Consider the following 17,013-nt stretch of genomic DNA (forward strand, 5'->3'; position numbering starts at 1 on the left):
CCTCAGTCGAGGAAGAGGTTGAGACCGGGGTTCCCGGGGTCGGTGTCGCCGATCTTCAGCTCGTCGAAGTCGGCGACCTCGGCGGCGGGCGGGGCCTTGATGGCCGACCTGACGCCCCAGCCGCCGTACTCGGTGTCGTTGAGATAGGTGACGTCGACGCTGGTCAGGCCCCTGACGGACTGGACGTACGACGAGACCACCCGCCGGGGGAGCTGGTCGGCGCCGAGATAGAGCCGCCAGCTCACCCTGAGCGGGGCCGACTTGGCCGAGGGCTTGGAGCCGAGCACGGCGCGGGCCGTGGGGGAGATCCGGTACAGCTCGCCCAGCGTGAGGGAGCCGGAGCGGACGACGGTCCTCGTGCCGTCCAGGGTGCCACCGGGACGGGCGGAGGTCGCGCGGGCGAGCGCGGCCCGCAGCGTCGCGGGCTCAAGCGGGTCGAACAGCTTCTGCGCCGGATTGACCATGGCGAGGGCGTCGTCACGGCCCCGCAGCCACTTCTTGCCCTCGGGCAGGGCGCCCGCGTAGACGCCGCCCTGGGTGTAGGAGGTGCCCTTCACCGTGACCGTCCTGGAGGGGGCGAACGGCTCGGGGGCCCTGCCCTCCGACGCGGGAAGCTCGAAGGAACTGGTCAGGTCGGAGGCGACGACCCCCGAGGGGCCGAACTCCAGCACTCCCTTGACCCGGCCGTAGACCGTGCGCGGGTTGCCTCCGTCGCCGACGAGCTTGGCCCTCTCGGTGATCTTCACCCCGTACCCGGTCCTGAACTGTCCTTTCAACGCCGCCACGGGATCGGCCGCGTTCGCGGGGGCCGCCACGAGCAGGGGGATCGCCAGGGCCGCGACGGCGGCACCGGTCAGGACGGCGGTCGTTCGCCTCATCGAGAAGGTCCTCCCGGGGTGTCCCCGCGTCGTCGCAGGGGGGTGAGGAAGATTGTCGCCCACCCGGGGGACCAACGGGACGTGCCCGGCAGAGATCGTCTGCCGGGCACGAACGCGCTTGCTGCTCTTCCGACTACCGGGAGGCACCCGTCCCCGGACGGTCGACGAGGGCACCCACTCCGTCGCGCAGGATCGAGAGCGAAGCCTCGGGCTTCTCCAGCTGCAGCTCATTGATCTTGGCGACGGTCTCGGGCGCGGGCGCCTTGACCGAGACCTTGGTACCCCAGCCGCTGTAGACGGTGTCGTAGACCGTCGTCGTCCTCGTGTTCAGGGCGTAGCTGGTCGTCAGGCGCTTGGGGAGCTGGTCGGCGCCGACGTAGAGCTTCCAGTTCACCACGGTCTTGGACGCGCCCTTGGGCAGAGTTTCGCTCAGCGAGGCGCGGAACCACGGCGAGACCTTGGCCAGCTCACCCCAGGTGATCTTCCCGGAGTAGAACCCGACGCGCTTGGTCGTGGCGTGCGCGAGCAGCGCCTTGAGGGTCGTCGGCTCGGCCGCGTTGACCGGCTGGGTCACCGAGCCAATGAAGCCAAGCGTGGCCTGGGGGAAGCGGAGCCACGTCTTGCCCTCGGGGAGGAACTCGCCGAAGGCGCCACCCGAGACGTAGGACGTGTTTCCGACGCGGACCACCCGCTCGGGCTTGACCAGACCCCTGAACAGTTTGTTGGCGACGTCCTCATCGCTTCCCTCTTCGGCCTCGTCGGAGCTGGAGAACTCCTCGATCGCCTTGAGGGTCTCCTTGTCGATTCTGAGCTTTCCGGTCTGGTCGGACGCGACGACACCCGACGGACCGAACTGCAGGACGCCCTTGCGGTCGGCGCCGACCTGGCTCTTCTGGCCCTTGGCGTAGATCTTCGTCCTGTCGACGAAGTTCACGCCCTGGCCGCTGACGAGCTTGGCCTTCAGGGCGGCGACCGGGTCGGCGGCCTTGGCGTGCGCGGTCGACGCGAGCGCGGGGACGCTCACCACGGCCGTGGCCGCGCACGCCAGACCGGCAATGTATCGCTTCAAAGGGGGATTCCTCCTGAACATACCCTCCGCCCCGTTCGGGAGGGTTCAGGGTATTCATATCAGACGTGATCAGTGGGAAATGTCGTATCTGCGAGGATATTCGGAATTAGTTGTGGATATTTTGTGCAGTGTCTCCGCTGTCACTTTCCGTGAGGCCTGCCCAGCGCCCCGCCCGCCGTACCCGCGCCTCGGACTGTGCAAGTGCGCGAGCCGTACGGCGGGCGGCCCGTGGGGGTGGTGACAGGGTGTGGTGACAGCGCCTGTCAGAGGCGGAAGGGCGGGCGGGGGTATGTCAGGGGCGATATGCGAAAGGGAACGGCCGGACATTCGGCGGTCGCAATTCGTTTTCCGCCTTTTATGGATTCCGCGGTTGCACGCGGTATCCGGTAAGTCAGCCGCGGCTGGAAGTGCCGAGGGTCGTCTCCCGGCGTTCGACGGGGGCCTCGGGAGCCTTGGGGGACTCCTCGGTGGGGACGAGGCCCGACCTGGCGCTCTCGGCGGAGGAGTGCGGCGCGCGCTCGATCGCGGCGCCGGAACCGAGGTCGCGGGCGTCGATGACCTGGTCCGCGGGCGGGGCGACCACGGCGAACCGGGAACCCCAGCCGGTGTAGCGGATGTCGTCGTCGCCGTGCGGGTCCTCGGTCACCAGGCGGGCGGGCAGCCCACGGGCGTCGAGCCACAGCCGCCACCTGACCGACAGCTTGCCCGTCCCACCGAGCGGGGTGTAGCCCCGGCGCTCCCTGAAGGAGGGGGAGGCCGCGTAGAGCCGCGCCAGGGTGACCGTGCCCCGGTACTGGACGCCGTCCCCGTTCGGCAGCCTGTGCTTCGCCGTACGCAACAGGAGGGCCAGGGTGGACGGTTCGAGCGCGTTGAGTGCCTGGTCGCCGAGCAGGACCTCCCAGCGGGTGTTCTCCCGGGTGTCGGTCACCCATTCCTTGCCCTGGGGGAGGCGGTCGGCGAAGCGGGGGGAGGAGGTGTAGTTCCTGCCGCCGACGGTGATCACGCGCTCCACGCGCAGCTGGGTGCCGATCCCCGAGGTGGGCCTGACGGTGTCCCGCCGTACGACATCCTGGGCCGCGACGCCCGAGGGGGACAGGCGGAGAGCGCCCGTGCGGTGGGCGATCAGGGTGCCGTCCTTCAGGGGGGCGTGGCCCGTCTCGGTGACGCGGACACCGTCCCCGGACGCCAGCCGTTGCCTGAGCGCCTTCACCGGGTCCACGGGGGCGGCCTGCGCGGCGGTCGGGGCCGTGATGGTCAGCGCCGGCGCGAGCAGCGCGGCCGCCAGCGGGGCGATCCATCGCCTCATGGGGTTCACCGTCCTGTACTTCGGTTTTCTGCAAGGGGAGGGAAAGGCATCATTCCAGACAATGATCATGAATGTGCCGAGATTTCCGGTGGTCCCGTGAAATCCATCGGGGCGTCGCCGGTTACGCTGCGAACAGCTCTTCCGTAGCGCGTGGAGCGCGGACAAGGAGGTCTGCATGGAAGCCGAGTCGAGGATTCGCGTCGTCATCGCCAAACCCGGCCTTGACGGGCACGACCGGGGCGTGAAGATCGTGGCGCGGGCACTGCGCGACGCCGGGATGGAGGTCGTCTACACCGGCCTGCACCAGACGCCCGAGCAGATCGTCCGTACGGCCATCCAGGAGGACGCCGCGGCGGTCGGCCTCTCCGTCCTGTCCGGGGCGCACATGACGCTCTTCGCCAAGGTCATCGAGCTGCTGGCGGAGAACGACGCGAGCGACATCGTGGTGTTCGGCGGCGGGATCATCCCCGACGAGGACATGCCCGAGCTGGAGCGCATGGGGGTCGCCCGGGTCTTCACGCCGGGGGCGACCACGCAGGAGATCGTCGATTGGGTGCGAAGCGCGATCCCGTCCCGCGTATGATTCCGTCCCGCGTCAAGAGGGCCCTTCCGTCCGCAAGGACCCGGTGACCTGGCCACGCCCCTCGGGAGGCTAGGCTTCTTTGGCGCAAAGACGCCGGGCTCCCCCATCAGAGCGAGGAGCCGGCCCGCCCACATTCTGTACACCAGCCGCACAAGCAAGGACGGACCCTCGTGGACCTGTTCGAACATCAGGCGAAGGAGCTCTTCGCGGAGTACGGCATCCCGGTGCCGCGCGGAATCGTCGCGCACACCGTGGAGGAGGCACGCGCGGCAGCCGAGGAGCTGACCGGCCGTGTCGTCGTCAAGGCACAGGTCAAGACCGGTGGCCGGGGTAAGGCGGGTGGCGTCAAGGTCGCCGACGACGCCACCGACGCCGAGCAGAAGGCCAACCAGATCCTCGGCATGGACATCAAGGGCCACACGGTCCACAAGGTCCTGATCGAGGAGGCCAGCGCGATCGCGGAGGAGTACTACTTCTCCTTCCTGCTCGACCGTGCGAACCGTACCTTCCTCGCCATCTGCTCCGCCGCCGGTGGCATGGACATCGAGGAGGTCGCGCACACCGCCCCGGAGAAGGTCGCCAAGGTTCCGGTCTCCCCCCTCGACGGTGTCGACCGCGCCAAGGCCCGTGAGATCGCCGTCGCGGGCGGTCTGCCGGAGGTCGCGCTCGACGGCGCCGCCGAGCTCATCGAGAAGCTGTGGGCCGCCTTCGTCGACGAGGACGCCTCGCTGGTCGAGGTCAACCCGATGATCCTGTCCGCCGACGGCCAGGTGAAGGCCCTCGACGGCAAGGTCACCCTCGACGACAACGCCTCCTTCCGCCAGCCCGAGCACACGGTCTTCGAGGACAAGGCCGCCGAGGACCCGCTTGAGGCCGCGGCCAAGGCCAAGGACCTCAACTACGTCAAGCTCGACGGCAGCGTCGGCATCATCGGCAACGGCGCGGGCCTGGTCATGTCCACCCTCGACGTCGTCGCCTACGCGGGCGAGGCCGTCCCCGGCCAGCCCAAGCCCGCCAACTTCCTCGACATCGGCGGCGGCGCCTCGGCCGAGGTCATGGCGGCCGGTCTGGAGATCATCCTCTCCGACCCGTCGGTCAAGTCGATCTTCGTCAACGTCTTCGGCGGCATCACCGCCTGCGACGCGGTCGCCAACGGCATCGTCTCCGCCTTCCAGCTTCTGGAGAGCCGTGGCGAGTCCGTCAGCCGCCCCCTGGTCGTCCGTCTCGACGGCAACAACGCCGATCTCGGACGGAAGATCCTCGCCGACGCCAGCCTCAAGGGCGTCGAGCTTGTCGACACGATGGACGATGCGGCCAAGCGTGCCGCCGAGCTCGCCGCGGTAGGTGCGTAATGGCTATCTGGCTGACCGAGAACAGCAAGATCATTGTTCAGGGCATGACGGGTGGCGAGGGCACCAAGCACACCCGCCGCATGCTCGCCTCCGGCGCCCGCGTCGTCGGCGGCGTCAACGCCCGCAAGGCCGGGACCGTCCACGAGGGCCTGCCCGTCTTCGGCACCGTCAAGGAGGCCATCCAGGAGACCGGCGCCGACGTCTCCGTGGTCTTCGTGCCCCCGGCCGCGACCAAGGTCGCCGTCAAGGAGGCCATCGACGCCGAGATCCCGCTCTGCGTGGTCATCACCGAGGGCGTCCCGGTCCACGACACCACCGAGTTCTGGGCCTACGCCGTCGCCAAGGGCAACAAGACCCGCATCATCGGCCCCAACTGCCCCGGTATCGCCTCTCCCGGCGCCTCCAACGCGGGCATCATCCCGGCCGACATCACCACCGCGGGCCGTATCGGCCTGGTGTCCAAGTCCGGCACGCTGACCTACCAGCTCATGTACGAGCTGCGTGACTTCGGCTTCTCGACCGCCGTCGGCATCGGTGGCGACCCGGTCATCGGCACCACGCACATCGACGCCCTCCAGGCGTTCCAGGACGACCCGGCGACCGACGCGATCGTGATGATCGGCGAGATCGGCGGAGACGCCGAGGAGCGCGCCGCCGCCTACATCGAGCAGCACGTGACCAAGCCGGTCGTCGCCTACGTCGCGGGCTTCACCGCCCCCGAGGGCAAGACCATGGGCCACGCGGGCGCGATCGTGTCCGGTTCGGCGGGTACGGCCCAGGCGAAGAAGGAGGCTCTGGAGAAGGTCGGCGTGCGCGTCGGCAAGACCCCGAGCGAGACCGCCCGCCTGATGCGCGAGGTCATGCAGGCCCGCTAGCAGGCACTCACCCAGGAAAGGCGCCCGTCTTCCCACGGGCGCCTTTCCTGTTTCACACCCTCTGAACGCACACCATCCCGTACGGCGCCGCGACACGCGGGCAGATGAGTGCCTTCGCCGTGGAAGATCCTGAGACCATCGACTATTGTGACGGCCATTCTCGATCAGCTCCGGACGGCTCCCCGTAACGTCCTCAGCCGACTCCCCCTGCCCGGCGTCACGGGTGACGACGACGACGTCCGCAGGCCGCTTCCCGTCTCGGGGATGCTCGCCGCGGTGTGGACGCTCGGCGTGGGTCTCGCGGTGCTCACCACCTTCACCCTGGTCGGCTGGATCGCCTCCCCCCGGGGAGCGTTCAGCAGCGGCCTGCCCGGCGTCTTCCGTACGGCGGCGCAGCTGTGGCTGGTGGCCCACCACGCGGGCTTCTCGATCTCCGGCGGGGTCATCGGACTGCTCCCGCTCGGGCTGACCCTGCTTCCCGCCTTCCTGCTCTACCGCGCGGGCATCTGGATGGCCAGGGACGCCGACCTGCGGCTCAGGATGCCCGCGAGGCTGCCGAAGAACAGCCCGAAGGACGAGGCCAACGCCCGTCGCAGGGCGCAGCTCGTGCTGGTCGGTCAGGCGGGCATCTCGCTGGCCGCGCCGTACGCGCTGCTGGCGGGGGTGATCGCGCTGATCACCGACAACGAGGTCACCCGGCCCTTCCTCGGCGAGACGCTGCTCAGCCACCTGCTGCTGGCCTTCGTCGCGGGGGCGCTGGCCACGGCCAGGGTGATCGGGCCGTGGCGGGCGATGCTGAGGCTGCTGCCCGAGCGGCTGCGCGCGGTCCTGCTCAGCTCGGCCGCCGCGCTGGGCATCATGCTCGTGGCGGGCACGGTCCTGGTGACCGCCGCGCTCGTGGCGAACTTCTCGCAGGTCAGGGCGCTGTCGGAGATCCTGGCGCCCGGGTTCGTCGGGGGGCTGCTGCTCCTGCTGATCCAGGTGCTCTACCTGCCGAACGCGATCGTGTGGGGGATGGCCTACACCGCCGGGCCCGGCTTCGCGGTCGGCGCGGGGACGCTGGTCGCCCCGACCGGGGTCCAGCTCGGCGTCGTGCCCAGCCTGCCGATCCTGGGGGCCCTGCCGGACGCGGGACCGACCCCGGCGTGGGTGATGGTGGTGGTCGCGCTGCCGTTCGCAGCGGGGGCCGTCGCCGGTGTCCTGAGCGTCAGGATCGCGCCCTCACCGACCTACGAGGGCGCCCCGCTGTGGGGGTTCGCCTGCGGGCTGGTCACGGGCGCGGTCGCCGGGGCGCTTTCGGCGCTGTCCGGGGGCTCGCTCGGCGGCGCGCGACTCACCGTGGTCGGCCCCGCCGCCTGGGAGGTGATGCTCTCGGTCACCCTGGAGGTCGGCGTCGCCGCGGGCATCTCGGCGGGCCTGGCCAACTGGTGGCTGATCTTCCGGGGGCAGAACACCGCCGTCGCCAGGGCCGCGGAGAAGGTCGGCACGGCCACGGCCCCGGTCCGCAAGGCGGGCGTCAAGATCGCCAAGGCGGCGGGCTCCGTGGCCAGCAAGGTCGGCCTCGCCGAGCCCGACGAGCTGGGCAAGCTGCCCGGCCACTGGCTGGACGCCACCGAGTGCGACACCCAGGAGATCCCGGTCATCAGGGACGACTGGCAGGACGAGCACGCCTCGGCCGCCGCGGAGAGCCCGGTGAAACCGGCAGACCGCGAGCCGCCACGCCCGCCCCGGCGCGACATCGTGGACGAGTCCGACGACAAGGGCGGCCACGTCATCTACCTCGACCCCTACGCCTGGGACCGCGACTGAATCCCGGCCTGATGGCCGATGTCGGACGTTTCCCAGGAAAACAGTGGAAAACCAGTGGGTTGCGGGTACGCCAGCGGGGAGTGTGATCCGGCCTTTACGGCCGGGACGCGCGAGGACGGCGCGGCGGCATCTGCTGGGGAAGTGCTTGCCGCCGCGCCCCCTTCAGCGGTGCAGGCCGTCGAGGAAGAACGACAGGCAGCGCCGCCAGGCCTGGGGGGCGGCGTCCGCCGACTCGCGGATCACCTGTGACATGGCCGAGACCAGCAGGGGCAGGTCCTGGACGCCGAAGTCCGCGCGCAGCGCGCCGCTCTCCTTGGCGCGTTCGATGACCCGCGCGGCCAGCTCGAAGCCCCGGTGGCAGGACGCGCGCACCTCCTCGCTCAGCGACAGCCGCCGGGCCAGCGCGTCGTTGAGGCTCTGGTCCTCGGCCTGGAGCGCGAACAGCCCCTCAAGGAAGCCGGTGAAGCCGGTCCACGGGTCGGGGTCGGCCATCGCCGCCTCGGCGATCAGCTCAAGGGCGGCCAGCCGTTCGGGGAGGATCGCGTCGAAGAACGCCTCCCGGGTCGGGAAGTGGTTGTAGAGCGTGCCGATGCTGACCCCGGCCCTGCGGGCGATCTCCTCAAGCGGCGCGTCGAGCCCGCGCTCGCCGAACACCTGCTTGGCCGCGGCCAGCAGACTGTCACGGTTGCGTACGGCGTCGGCCCGCAGCGGCCTGGCCTGAAGCGCCATCTGTCGTCAGTCCCCTCGAAGCGTCGAGTCATGGTACCTTCGCAAGAAATTGAGGTGACCCTCAACTTCTAACTTGAGGGTTTCCTCAACCTAGCCCAGGAGGAGCAGTATGTCCGTTTCACGTGGGGCCGCGGTCGTCATCGGGGCGGGGCCCGGCCTCGGCATGTCCGTCGCCCACCGCCTCGGCCGCGAGGGCCACACCGTCGCCCTGGTGTCCAGGAGCGAGGCCCGCCACGCCGCCTACGTCTCCTCGCTCGCCGACGCCGGCATCAAGGCGGAGGCGTTCGCCGCCGACGTGCGCGACCGCGACCGGCTGCTGGCCGTACTGGACACGGTCGCCGAGCGGCACGGTCCCGTCGAGGTGGTCTACTACGGGCCGGGCTCCGCCGACCCCGGGTCGCACCCGACCCCGATCCTCCAGGCCGGGGCGGACGACGTCCGCAGGGCGATGGAGTGGGCCTACCCGGCCGTGGACGTGGCCCAGCGGGTGCTGCCCGGCATGATCGAACGCGGGGAGGGCGGCCTGCTGTTCGCCACCGGCCTCAGCGCCGTCACGCCGATGCCCGCCCTCGGCAACCTGGCCATCCTGTCGGCGTCCCTGCGCACCTACGCGGTGACCCTCAACGCGGCCCTGGCCGGGACGGGCGTCTACGCGGGCTGCCTGGTCATCGGCGGCGTCATCGAACGCGGCGACATCCACGGGATGATCTCCTCCCAGCCCGAACGCTACGGTCCCGTGGCGGGCATGACCCTCGACCCCGACGCCCTCGCCGAGGCAGCCTGGGAGATGTACGCCACCGGGGACCGCGCGGAGGCGACCTTCAGCGTCTTCGGCTGACGGGGGAGTGGGATGACGATTCAGGTGGCGGTCTGCGGCCCGGGCGAGTGCACCGCCCGGGAGGAGGCCGACGCCCGCGAGGTCGGCAGGCTGCTGGCCGAGCGGGGCGCCGTGGTGGTCTGCGGCGGTTACGGAGGGGTCATGGCCGCCGTCGCGGCCGGGGCGCGGGCTGCCGGTGGGACGGTCGTCGGCGTGCTGTCCAGGGCCGACCGGTGGCAGGCCAACCCCGACCTGAGCATCGTGATCCCGACCGGCATCGGCGAGGCGCGCAACGCCGTCATCGTCAACTCGGGGGACGCCGTGATCGTCGTCGGCGGCTCCTGGGGCACGCTGTCCGAGCTGGCCCTGACCATGCGCGGGGGACGCGCCCCGGTGGTCCAGCTCGGCGGCTGGCGCGTCCTCGACCGCGACGGCACCCCGCTTCCCGGCGTACGGCACGCCGCCTCGCCCCGGCAGGCCGTCGAGCTGACCGGCCTGTGGCCGTGAGGGTCAGGGGGTGAAGGGGAACTGGATGTCACCGGGCTGGATGAAGGGCATCTTCTTCTGCAGGGCCTGTTCGAGCTGGTCGACGCACTCCTTCTGCGCGACGACGGTGCCCGCCCCGGCGCGGCAGTCGCTGTAGGCCGAGAGCTCGTCACTGAGATAGAGCTGCATCGCCGCCATCGACAGGGAGACCGGCAGCGCCAGGGCCGCCAGGACGATCCCCGTGACGGCCGTACCGGTCGGCTTGGAGACGGAGCGCAGGGTGGGGATGGCGCGGATCGCGACGACGAGGGCGAAGATCGACATGACGAGACCGGCGAGGGGGAGCAGGAAGGTCATCACCACGGCGGCGAACGCGAGCCACAGCGCCCTGCGTCCCGCGCTCTCCGCAGGCCGTGCCTGGACGGGCGACGTCAACTGACCTCCTTGCGTCGTACGAGTGCACAGGCCGATACCCTTGCAGCGGCGTGAGTCCCGTCCGAAAGGAGTGCGTCGGTGTCATCCCAGGCCGCTCGGCTTGTGGTCCTCGTATCCGGTTCTGGAACCAACCTACAGGCCCTGCTGGACGCTTCGGCCGACGAGACGTACGGAGCACGCGTCGTGGCGGTCGGAGCCGACCGGCACGGCATCGAGGGACTGGCCCGCGCCGAGCGCGCGGGGGTGCCGACCTTCGTCGAGCGGCTGCCCGAGCACGAGGACAGGGCCGCGTGGGACAGGGCCGTCGCCGCCAGGATCGCCGAGCATCAGCCCGATCTGGTGATCCTCGCCGGGTTCATGAAGATCCTCGGTGAGCCGTCGACGACCTCCTTCACCATGGTCAACACCCACCCCGCGCTGCTGCCGTCCTTCCCCGGCGCCCACGGCGTGCGCGACGCCCTCGCCCACGGCGTCCGCGTCACCGGCTGCACGGTGATCCTGGCCGACGCCGGGGTGGACAGCGGGCCGATCGTCGCCCAGGAGGCGGTGCCCGTGCTCGACGGCGACACCGAGGAGACGCTCCACGAGCGCATCAAGGTCGTCGAGCGGAGGCTGCTCGTCGAGACCGTCGGCCGCCTGGCCCGGGAGGGCTGGACGGTGACCGGACGGACCGTTCGTCTCGGACGATCCGGCGATGAGCCGGACTGCCGGAAAATCTGAACCAAACAGGAGGACCACGAAGTGACCCGCATCGCCATCCGGCGCGCGTTGATCGCGGTGTATGACAAGAGCGGGCTGGAGGAGCTGGCCCGCGGGCTCGACGCCGCAGGTGTGGAGATCGTCTCCACCGGCGGCACCGCCGCGAAGATCGCCTCGTTCGGTGTCCCCGTCACCCCGGTCGAGTCGCTCACCGGGTTCCCCGAGTGCCTGGACGGCCGCGTCAAGACCCTGCACCCGAGGGTGCACGCGGGGCTGCTGGCCGACAGCGGCAACGCGGCCCACGTCAAGCAGCTCGAAGAGCTGGAGATCGAGCCGTTCCAGCTCGTCGTGGTCAACCTGTACCCGTTCCAGGAGACCGTCGCCTCCGGTGCCTCCGACGCCGAGTGCGTCGAGCAGATCGACATCGGCGGTCCCGCGATGATCCGCGCCGCGGCCAAGAACCACGGCACCGCCGCGATCGTGGTCGATCCCGCCGTCTACGGCGACGTGCTCGCCGCGGTCGCGGCTGGCGGCTTCACCCTCACCGAGCGCCGTCGCCTCGCCGCGACCGCCTACGCCCACACCGCCGCCTACGACACGGCCGTGGCCTCCTGGTTCGCCGACGTCTACGCCGCGGAGGAGGGCGCCTGGCCCACCTACATGGGCGCGGCCTGGACGCTCAGGACGCCGCTGCGCTACGGCGAGAACCCGCACCAGGGCGCGGCGCTCTACTCCGGGCAGCGCGACGGCCTGGCCAACGCCGAGCAGCTGCACGGCAAGGAGATGTCCTACAACAACTACCTCGACGCCGACGCCGCGTGGCGGGCCGCGTGGGACTTCGCCGAGCCCGCGGTGGCGATCATCAAGCACCAGAACCCGTGCGGCATCGCGATCGGCGCCGACGTCGCCGAGGCGCACCGCAGGGCGCACGCCTGTGACCCGGTCTCCGCCTACGGCGGGGTGATCGCGGTCAACGGCGAGGTCACCGAGGAGCTGGCCGGGCAGATCGCCGAGGTGTTCACCGAGGTCGTGGTGGCGCCCTCGTTCACCCCCGAGGCGCTGACGCTGCTCACCGCCAAGAAGAGCATCCGCCTGCTGGCCTGCCCGAAGGGGCCGGACAACCGGGCCGAGTTCCGCAGGATCGACGGCGGCCTGCTGGTGCAGACGACCGACAGGGTGGACGCCCCCGGCGACGACCCCTCGACCTGGGAGCTCAGGGCGGGCGCCGCCGCCTCGCCCGAGGTCCTGGCCGACCTGGCCTTCGCCTGGAAGGCCAGCCGCTCGGTGAAGTCGAACGCGATCCTGCTCGCCTCGGGCGGCGCGAGCGTCGGCGTCGGCATGGGCCAGGTCAACCGGGTCGACTCCGCGCGCCTGGCCATCGCCCGCGCCGGTGAGCGCGCCAAGGGCGCGGTCGCGGCCTCCGACGCCTACTTCCCGTTCGCGGACGGCCTCGAACTGCTCGTCGCGGCCGGGGTCACCGCGGTCGTCGAGCCGGGCGGCTCCATCCGCGACCCCGAGGTCATCGCCGCCGCCGAGGCCGCCGGGATCACGCTCTACTTCACCGGCACCCGCCACTTCTTCCACTGATTCAAAGGATCTTCGCAGGTCGTACGGCTGCCGCCGTTTCGTGGGGCAGCCGTACACCAGAGACAGGAACGTGGCGAAACGGACACGATTTTTCGGTCAAAAAGGGTTTAAAGCCCGGTTAGGGTGAAGCGTTCCGTCATCGCGCCCGTGGAGACTCCCATGCCCCTGCTCGGCTCCTTCCTGAACGTCTTCGTGATCATGAACGGGTTCTGGCAGAGTCCCTGGCTCCTCATCATCGTGGCCCTCGTCGCCGCCTACCTGGGATCCAAGGTCGTGGAGTACATCCCCTTCACCCGCCGCATCATCGAGCGCCGGGAAGCGAGTCGCGGCTGACTTCGTGGAAGGATTGACGCCATGAGTGCGCAGATTCTGGACGGCAAGGCCACCGCGGCGAAGATCAAGGCAGACCTCACGGCCAGGGTGGCCGCGCTGAGGGAGCGTGGCGTCGTCCCCGGTCTGGGCACCGTCCTGGTCGGTGACGACCCCGGCAGCCAGATCTACGTCGGCGGCAAGCACCGCGACTGCGCCGAGGTCGGCATCTCCTCCATCCGCAGGGACCTGCCCGCCACCGCCACGCAGGCCGAGGTCGAGGCCGTCATCGACGAGCTCAACGCCTCACCCGAGTGCACCGGCTACATCGTCCAGCTCCCGCTTCCCCGGCACCTGGACGCCCTGGCGCTGATCGAGCGGATGGACCCGGCCAAGGACGCCGACGGTCTGCACCCGATCAACCTCGGCCGTCTCGTGCACATGGTGGACGCGCCGCTGCCGTGCACCCCGCACGGCATCGTCCTGCTGCTCCAGGAGTACGGCGTGCCGATCAAGGGCGCCGAGGTCGCCGTGGTCGGGCGCGGCATCACCGTGGGCCGCTCGCTCGGCCTGCTGCTGACCCGCAGGTCGGAGAACGCGACGGTCACCCTGTGCCACACCGGGACCCAGGACCTGGCCGGCCACGTCAGGCGCGCCGACATCGTCGTCGCCGCGGCGGGCGTACCCCACCTGATCACCGCGGACATGGTCAAGCCAGGCGCCGCCGTACTCGACGTGGGGGTCTCCCGGGTCGACGGGAAGATCGCCGGTGACGTCGCCCCCGAGGTCGGCGAGGTCGCGGGGTTCCTGACCCCCAACCCCGGTGGCGTCGGCCCGATGACCAGGGCGCTGCTGCTCAGCAACGTCGTCGAGGCCGCCGAGCGGCAGGTCCAGGGCGTCTAACCGGGGTTCTGCTCCGAGCCGCACCGCTCGGGTGCGGTCTCGGGGGTACGGCTGGCGCGCGGCCTGGCGATCAGGGCGTACGCCAGCCAGGATCCGACGCGGGCTATGGCGATCCCACCGGTCATCGCGATGGCGCTTGCGCCGCCGAGCGAGGCCAGCGGGGCGAACAGGGCGCCGAACAGGAAGCCCGTGCTGCCCAGCAGGGCGGCGGCCGTACCCGCGTTGGCCGGATGGCGGACCAGTGCGAGCGCGGTCGCGTTGGGCGAGGCCAGCCCGCCCGACATGATCGTGAAGAACAGCGACGTCAGGAACACCCAGAGCGGGGCGTGCACCAGCGCCGCGACAGCCGTACCGACACCGGTGAAGACGGCGATCAGCGCCTCGGGGACCAGCAGCCGCTCCGGGGTGAAGCGGCGCAGGAGCAGGGCGTTGAACCAGCCGCCCAGAATCAGGCCGACCGAGTTGATCCCGAAGATCAGGGAGAACACCTGCGGGCTCACGCCGTAACCGTCCTCGATCACGAACGAGCTGACCGAGATGTAGATGAACAGCGCGATGCTGCCGATGCTGGAGCCCAGGGTGCAGCCGACGAACAGCCGGTCGCGTCCCACGGCGGAGAAGCCCGCCCGCACCCTGGCCATGCCCCCGGCGTGCCGGAGGTCGGGGCGCAGTGTCTCGGGCAGGGTGAACGCCACGACCAGCAGCACCGCGGAGACCGCGGCGAGGAAGACGAACAGTCCTCGCCAGTCCACGAAGTAGAGAAGCTGGCCGCCGATGACGGGGGCGACGATCGGCGCTATCCCGCCGATCAGCATCAGCAGTGACAGGATGCGCGCCATCTGCCGGCCCTCGTAGAGGTCGCGGATCATGGCCTCGACCACGACCATCCCGGCCGATCCGGCCAGTCCCTGCACCAGACGCAGGATGATCAGCGTCTCGATCGACGGCGCCGCCGCGCACAGCAGCGATGCCACCGTGTACGTCATCACCCCGATGAACACCGGGCGCCTGCGGCCGACCCGGTCGCTGAGCGGGCCGATGAACAACTGGCCGAGGGCCAGGCCGATCATGCAGGCCGAGATGCTCCACTGGGCGGCGCCGTCCGAGGTCCCGAGCTGGCGGGCCAGCGCGGGCAGGGCGGGGAGGTACAGGTCAATCGAAAGCGGGCCGAACGTGGACAGTGCCCCCAGGGTGAAGAGCAGTTTACGAGTCCGCGCGATCGGAGGCGGGACGGCCTGCGGGCCGTCCGCGCTCACGTGCGACCCACCGGGTGACCCCGCCGAGGCGAGGTCACCGGGTGGTTTTCCCCCGAATGAGTGGCTGCGCTCACCGGCGCGCCCGCCGCTGCCGTCGCTGCTGGTCGAGCAGCATCCTCGCCCTGGGGTCGACGAACGCGCGCAGTGCCGAACCGGTGAGGTTCAGCAGGAACACGAACAGGGCGATGGTCAGGCCGGGGAAGATCACCATGGTTGGGTGGGTCTGCAGGTAGGTGCGCCCGTCGGCGACCATGTTTCCCCAGGTGGCGGTGGGCGGTGAGATGCCGAGACCGAGGAAGCTGAGCGAGCCGTCGATGAGCATGGCGCCCGCCGACAACAGCACGCACTGCACCACGGCCAGCGGCAGCGTGTTCGGCAGGATGTGCACGGCGAGGGTCTTCCACGGACCCATGCCGGACACCCTGGCCGCCTTGACGTAGGTGCGGGTGGTCAGGCCGAGCACGCGGCTGCGGATGATCCGGGCCGTGTACGGGGTGAAGATGATCGTCACCGCGAGCAGCTCGCTCAGCATGCCGGGGCCGACCACGACCGCGAACACGATGGCCAGGATGATCGACGGGAACGCCATCCAGGCGTCCACGATCCGCATGATCACCCGACCGGCCCGGGCGAAGTAGCCCGCGACCAGTCCGATGAACGTGCCCAGGGCGACCGAGCAGAGGGTGATCAGCAGGGTCATCCCGATCGAGACCCGACCGGCTGAGGCCCATCTGGAGAACAGGTCACGGCCGTACTTGTCGGTGCCCATCAGGTGCTCGCCCGACGGCGAGAGCAACCGGTTCACCGGATCGGCGGCGTTCGGGTCGGGCAGGAACGGCGGAAGCAGCATGACCACCAGGGTGATCAGGATCAGCAGTCCACCCGTCACGATCAGCGTGGGGTTACGCCGGACGAACGTGCGGACCCGGGTGGGGTCCGTCGTGGTCGGCGCGGTGGCGAGGTCGGCGGTCACGACACCCGCACCTTCGGGTCGATCAGCGCGTAGGCGAGATCGACCAGCAGGTTCATCAGCACGAACAGGAACGCGATGAACATGACACCCCCCTGGATGAGCGGGAAGTCCCGGGCGTAGACGGCGCCGAGCAGTGTGGTGCCGAGGCCCGGGATGATGAAGATGCTCTCGATCACCACCACGCCGCCGATCAGCGAGGCGAAGTTCAGGCCCACGGTGGTGAGGACCGGCAGCATCGAGTTGGGCAGCACGTGCCGCAGCATGATCCGCCGCTCGCCGACGCCCTTGGCCCGCGCGGTACGCAGGTACAGCTGGGTCAGCTCCCCGAGCACGCTCTCCTCCATGGTGATCGTGAGGAAGGCGGTCTGCCCGACGACGAGCACCGCAACCGGCAGTGCCAGCTGGGTGATCGCGGTGGCCGGGTCCTCGAACAGCGGGGTGTAGCCGCCGGTCGGGAACCAGCCGAAGGTGAGGGCGAACAGATAGACCGCCAGCAACGCGAGCCAGAACTCCGGCAGGGCGAGGCCGAACTGGGTGGCCCGGTTGACGAGCCGGGCCACCCGGTTGTTTGGCGCCACGGTGACCCAGGTGACGATCAGCACGGTCAGCATGAAGCTGATCACCGTACTGGCGATGGCCAGGGTCAACGTGGGCGCGATGTTGTCGAAGATCATCTGCAGGACCGGGAGGTTGTACTTGATCGACGTACCGAAGTCACCGGTCAGCACGTTGCCCAGCCAGTGCAGATACTGCTCGTACAGCGGTCCGGTCAGACCGAGGTCGTGGCGTAGCCGTTCGAGCTGCTCCGGGCTGGCCTTGGTGCCGAGAAGCACCGCGGCCGGGTCACCCGGAATCGATCGCAGCAGGAAGAACAGAGCGGTGCCGACCACGAACAGCACGATCACCAGATCGCGCAACCGGCGCAGAATGACCCCCAGCATCAGGTG

The 17,013-nt window shown here is 70.2% G+C and carries 18 protein-coding genes; 10 read left to right on the forward strand and 8 right to left on the reverse strand.

What is annotated here, in order from left to right; translation table 11 throughout:
• Nucleotides 1-2 precede the first annotated feature (2 nt).
• The 3 genes from FHS44_RS05705 to FHS44_RS05715 all read right to left on the reverse strand — a co-directional run bounded on the left by FHS44_RS05705 (nucleotide 3) and on the right by FHS44_RS05715 (nucleotide 3,253).
• Nucleotides 3-878, reverse strand: coding sequence for a hypothetical protein (locus tag FHS44_RS05705; RefSeq protein ID WP_184712784.1), 876 nt, complete (start codon nucleotides 876-878; stop codon nucleotides 3-5).
• 133 nt (nucleotides 879-1,011) lie between these two features.
• A complete protein-coding gene (locus FHS44_RS05710; RefSeq protein WP_184712785.1) occupies nucleotides 1,012-1,947 on the reverse strand; it encodes a hypothetical protein in 936 nt (311 codons plus the stop codon).
• A 391-nt stretch (nucleotides 1,948-2,338) separates the two neighbouring features.
• Nucleotides 2,339-3,253, reverse strand: coding sequence for a hypothetical protein (locus tag FHS44_RS05715; RefSeq protein ID WP_184712786.1), 915 nt, complete (start codon nucleotides 3,251-3,253; stop codon nucleotides 2,339-2,341).
• A 175-nt stretch (nucleotides 3,254-3,428) separates the two neighbouring features.
• On the opposite strand from FHS44_RS05715, the gene icmB reads away from it, so the two are divergent.
• The 4 genes from icmB to FHS44_RS05735 all read left to right on the forward strand — a co-directional run bounded on the left by icmB (nucleotide 3,429) and on the right by FHS44_RS05735 (nucleotide 7,872).
• On the forward strand, nucleotides 3,429-3,836 hold the full coding sequence (icmB, locus tag FHS44_RS05720; RefSeq protein WP_184712787.1) for a coenzyme B12-dependent isobutyryl CoA mutase small subunit: 408 nt from the start codon (nucleotides 3,429-3,431) through the stop codon (nucleotides 3,834-3,836).
• Nucleotides 3,837-4,006: 170 nt separating this feature from the next.
• Nucleotides 4,007-5,188, forward strand: a complete 1,182-nt coding sequence (gene sucC, locus FHS44_RS05725; RefSeq protein ID WP_184712788.1) for an ADP-forming succinate--CoA ligase subunit beta — start codon at nucleotides 4,007-4,009, stop codon at nucleotides 5,186-5,188.
• A complete protein-coding gene (gene sucD, locus FHS44_RS05730) occupies nucleotides 5,188-6,063 on the forward strand; it encodes a succinate--CoA ligase subunit alpha (RefSeq protein WP_184712789.1) in 876 nt (291 codons plus the stop codon). The genes sucC and sucD overlap by 1 nt, the downstream gene beginning before the upstream one ends.
• A gap of 147 nt (nucleotides 6,064-6,210) precedes the next feature.
• Entirely contained in the window at nucleotides 6,211-7,872 is a 1,662-nt protein-coding gene (locus FHS44_RS05735; protein WP_184712790.1) for a cell division protein PerM, read from the forward strand.
• A 162-nt stretch (nucleotides 7,873-8,034) separates the two neighbouring features.
• Here the strand turns inward: FHS44_RS05735 and FHS44_RS05740 are convergent, their stop codons facing one another.
• Complete coding sequence (locus FHS44_RS05740) at nucleotides 8,035-8,601, reverse strand: TetR/AcrR family transcriptional regulator (protein WP_184712791.1); 567 nt, start codon at nucleotides 8,599-8,601, stop codon at nucleotides 8,035-8,037.
• A gap of 109 nt (nucleotides 8,602-8,710) precedes the next feature.
• Between FHS44_RS05740 and FHS44_RS05745 the strand changes: the two genes are divergently transcribed.
• Nucleotides 8,711-9,439: an SDR family NAD(P)-dependent oxidoreductase gene (locus FHS44_RS05745; RefSeq protein ID WP_184712792.1), complete on the forward strand. Its 729-nt coding sequence runs from the start codon at nucleotides 8,711-8,713 to the stop codon at nucleotides 9,437-9,439.
• A gap of 12 nt (nucleotides 9,440-9,451) precedes the next feature.
• Nucleotides 9,452-9,925 (forward strand): TIGR00725 family protein, encoded by a 474-nt coding sequence (locus FHS44_RS05750; RefSeq protein ID WP_184712793.1) that lies wholly within the window; start codon nucleotides 9,452-9,454, stop codon nucleotides 9,923-9,925.
• A 3-nt stretch (nucleotides 9,926-9,928) separates the two neighbouring features.
• Here the strand turns inward: FHS44_RS05750 and FHS44_RS05755 are convergent, their stop codons facing one another.
• Nucleotides 9,929-10,339 (reverse strand): hypothetical protein, encoded by a 411-nt coding sequence (locus tag FHS44_RS05755; protein ID WP_184712794.1) that lies wholly within the window; start codon nucleotides 10,337-10,339, stop codon nucleotides 9,929-9,931.
• Nucleotides 10,340-10,417: 78 nt separating this feature from the next.
• Between FHS44_RS05755 and purN the strand changes: the two genes are divergently transcribed.
• The 4 genes from purN to FHS44_RS05775 all read left to right on the forward strand — a co-directional run bounded on the left by purN (nucleotide 10,418) and on the right by FHS44_RS05775 (nucleotide 13,837).
• Nucleotides 10,418-11,059: a phosphoribosylglycinamide formyltransferase gene (gene purN / locus FHS44_RS05760; RefSeq protein WP_184712795.1), complete on the forward strand. Its 642-nt coding sequence runs from the start codon at nucleotides 10,418-10,420 to the stop codon at nucleotides 11,057-11,059.
• Nucleotides 11,060-11,080: 21 nt separating this feature from the next.
• Nucleotides 11,081-12,625, forward strand: coding sequence for a bifunctional phosphoribosylaminoimidazolecarboxamide formyltransferase/IMP cyclohydrolase (gene purH / locus FHS44_RS05765; protein ID WP_184712796.1), 1,545 nt, complete (start codon nucleotides 11,081-11,083; stop codon nucleotides 12,623-12,625).
• A 123-nt stretch (nucleotides 12,626-12,748) separates the two neighbouring features.
• Nucleotides 12,749-12,958 (forward strand): hypothetical protein, encoded by a 210-nt coding sequence (locus FHS44_RS05770; protein ID WP_184713518.1) that lies wholly within the window; start codon nucleotides 12,749-12,751, stop codon nucleotides 12,956-12,958.
• Between the two features lie 21 nt (nucleotides 12,959-12,979).
• A complete protein-coding gene (locus tag FHS44_RS05775; RefSeq protein ID WP_184712797.1) occupies nucleotides 12,980-13,837 on the forward strand; it encodes a bifunctional methylenetetrahydrofolate dehydrogenase/methenyltetrahydrofolate cyclohydrolase in 858 nt (285 codons plus the stop codon).
• Here the strand turns inward: FHS44_RS05775 and FHS44_RS05780 are convergent.
• The 3 genes from FHS44_RS05780 to FHS44_RS05790 form a co-directional block, all read right to left on the reverse strand.
• Complete coding sequence (locus FHS44_RS05780) at nucleotides 13,834-15,093, reverse strand: multidrug effflux MFS transporter (RefSeq protein ID WP_184712798.1); 1,260 nt, start codon at nucleotides 15,091-15,093, stop codon at nucleotides 13,834-13,836. The two genes, FHS44_RS05775 and FHS44_RS05780, sit on opposite strands and share 4 nt — an antisense overlap.
• A gap of 70 nt (nucleotides 15,094-15,163) precedes the next feature.
• On the reverse strand, nucleotides 15,164-16,066 hold the full coding sequence (locus FHS44_RS40715) for an ABC transporter permease (RefSeq protein ID WP_184712799.1): 903 nt from the start codon (nucleotides 16,064-16,066) through the stop codon (nucleotides 15,164-15,166).
• The gene (locus tag FHS44_RS05790) at nucleotides 16,063-17,007 is read right to left on the reverse strand and encodes an ABC transporter permease (RefSeq protein ID WP_184712800.1); all 945 of its coding nucleotides are present in this window, start codon (nucleotides 17,005-17,007) and stop codon (nucleotides 16,063-16,065) included. The genes FHS44_RS40715 and FHS44_RS05790 overlap by 4 nt, the downstream gene beginning before the upstream one ends.
• Nucleotides 17,008-17,013 lie beyond the last annotated feature (6 nt).

This window comes from Streptosporangium saharense, from assembly GCF_014203715.1.
Classification (GTDB): domain Bacteria; phylum Actinomycetota; class Actinomycetes; order Streptosporangiales; family Streptosporangiaceae; genus Streptosporangium; species Streptosporangium saharense.

Coding starts and splice junctions, on each gene's coding strand:
- FHS44_RS05705 (WP_184712784.1), bottom strand. CDS start 878: ATGAGGCGAACGACCGCCGTCCTGACCGGTGCCGCCGTCGCGGCCCTG.
- FHS44_RS05715 (WP_184712786.1), bottom strand. CDS start 3,253: ATGAGGCGATGGATCGCCCCGCTGGCGGCCGCGCTGCTCGCGCCGGCG.
- icmB (WP_184712787.1), top strand. CDS start 3,429: ATGGAAGCCGAGTCGAGGATTCGCGTCGTCATCGCCAAACCCGGCCTT.
- sucD (WP_184712789.1), top strand. CDS start 5,188: ATGGCTATCTGGCTGACCGAGAACAGCAAGATCATTGTTCAGGGCATG.
- FHS44_RS05740 (WP_184712791.1), bottom strand. CDS start 8,601: ATGGCGCTTCAGGCCAGGCCGCTGCGGGCCGACGCCGTACGCAACCGT.
- FHS44_RS05745 (WP_184712792.1), top strand. CDS start 8,711: ATGTCCGTTTCACGTGGGGCCGCGGTCGTCATCGGGGCGGGGCCCGGC.
- FHS44_RS05750 (WP_184712793.1), top strand. CDS start 9,452: ATGACGATTCAGGTGGCGGTCTGCGGCCCGGGCGAGTGCACCGCCCGG.
- FHS44_RS05775 (WP_184712797.1), top strand. CDS start 12,980: ATGAGTGCGCAGATTCTGGACGGCAAGGCCACCGCGGCGAAGATCAAG.
- FHS44_RS05790 (WP_184712800.1), bottom strand. CDS start 17,007: ATGCTGGGGGTCATTCTGCGCCGGTTGCGCGATCTGGTGATCGTGCTG.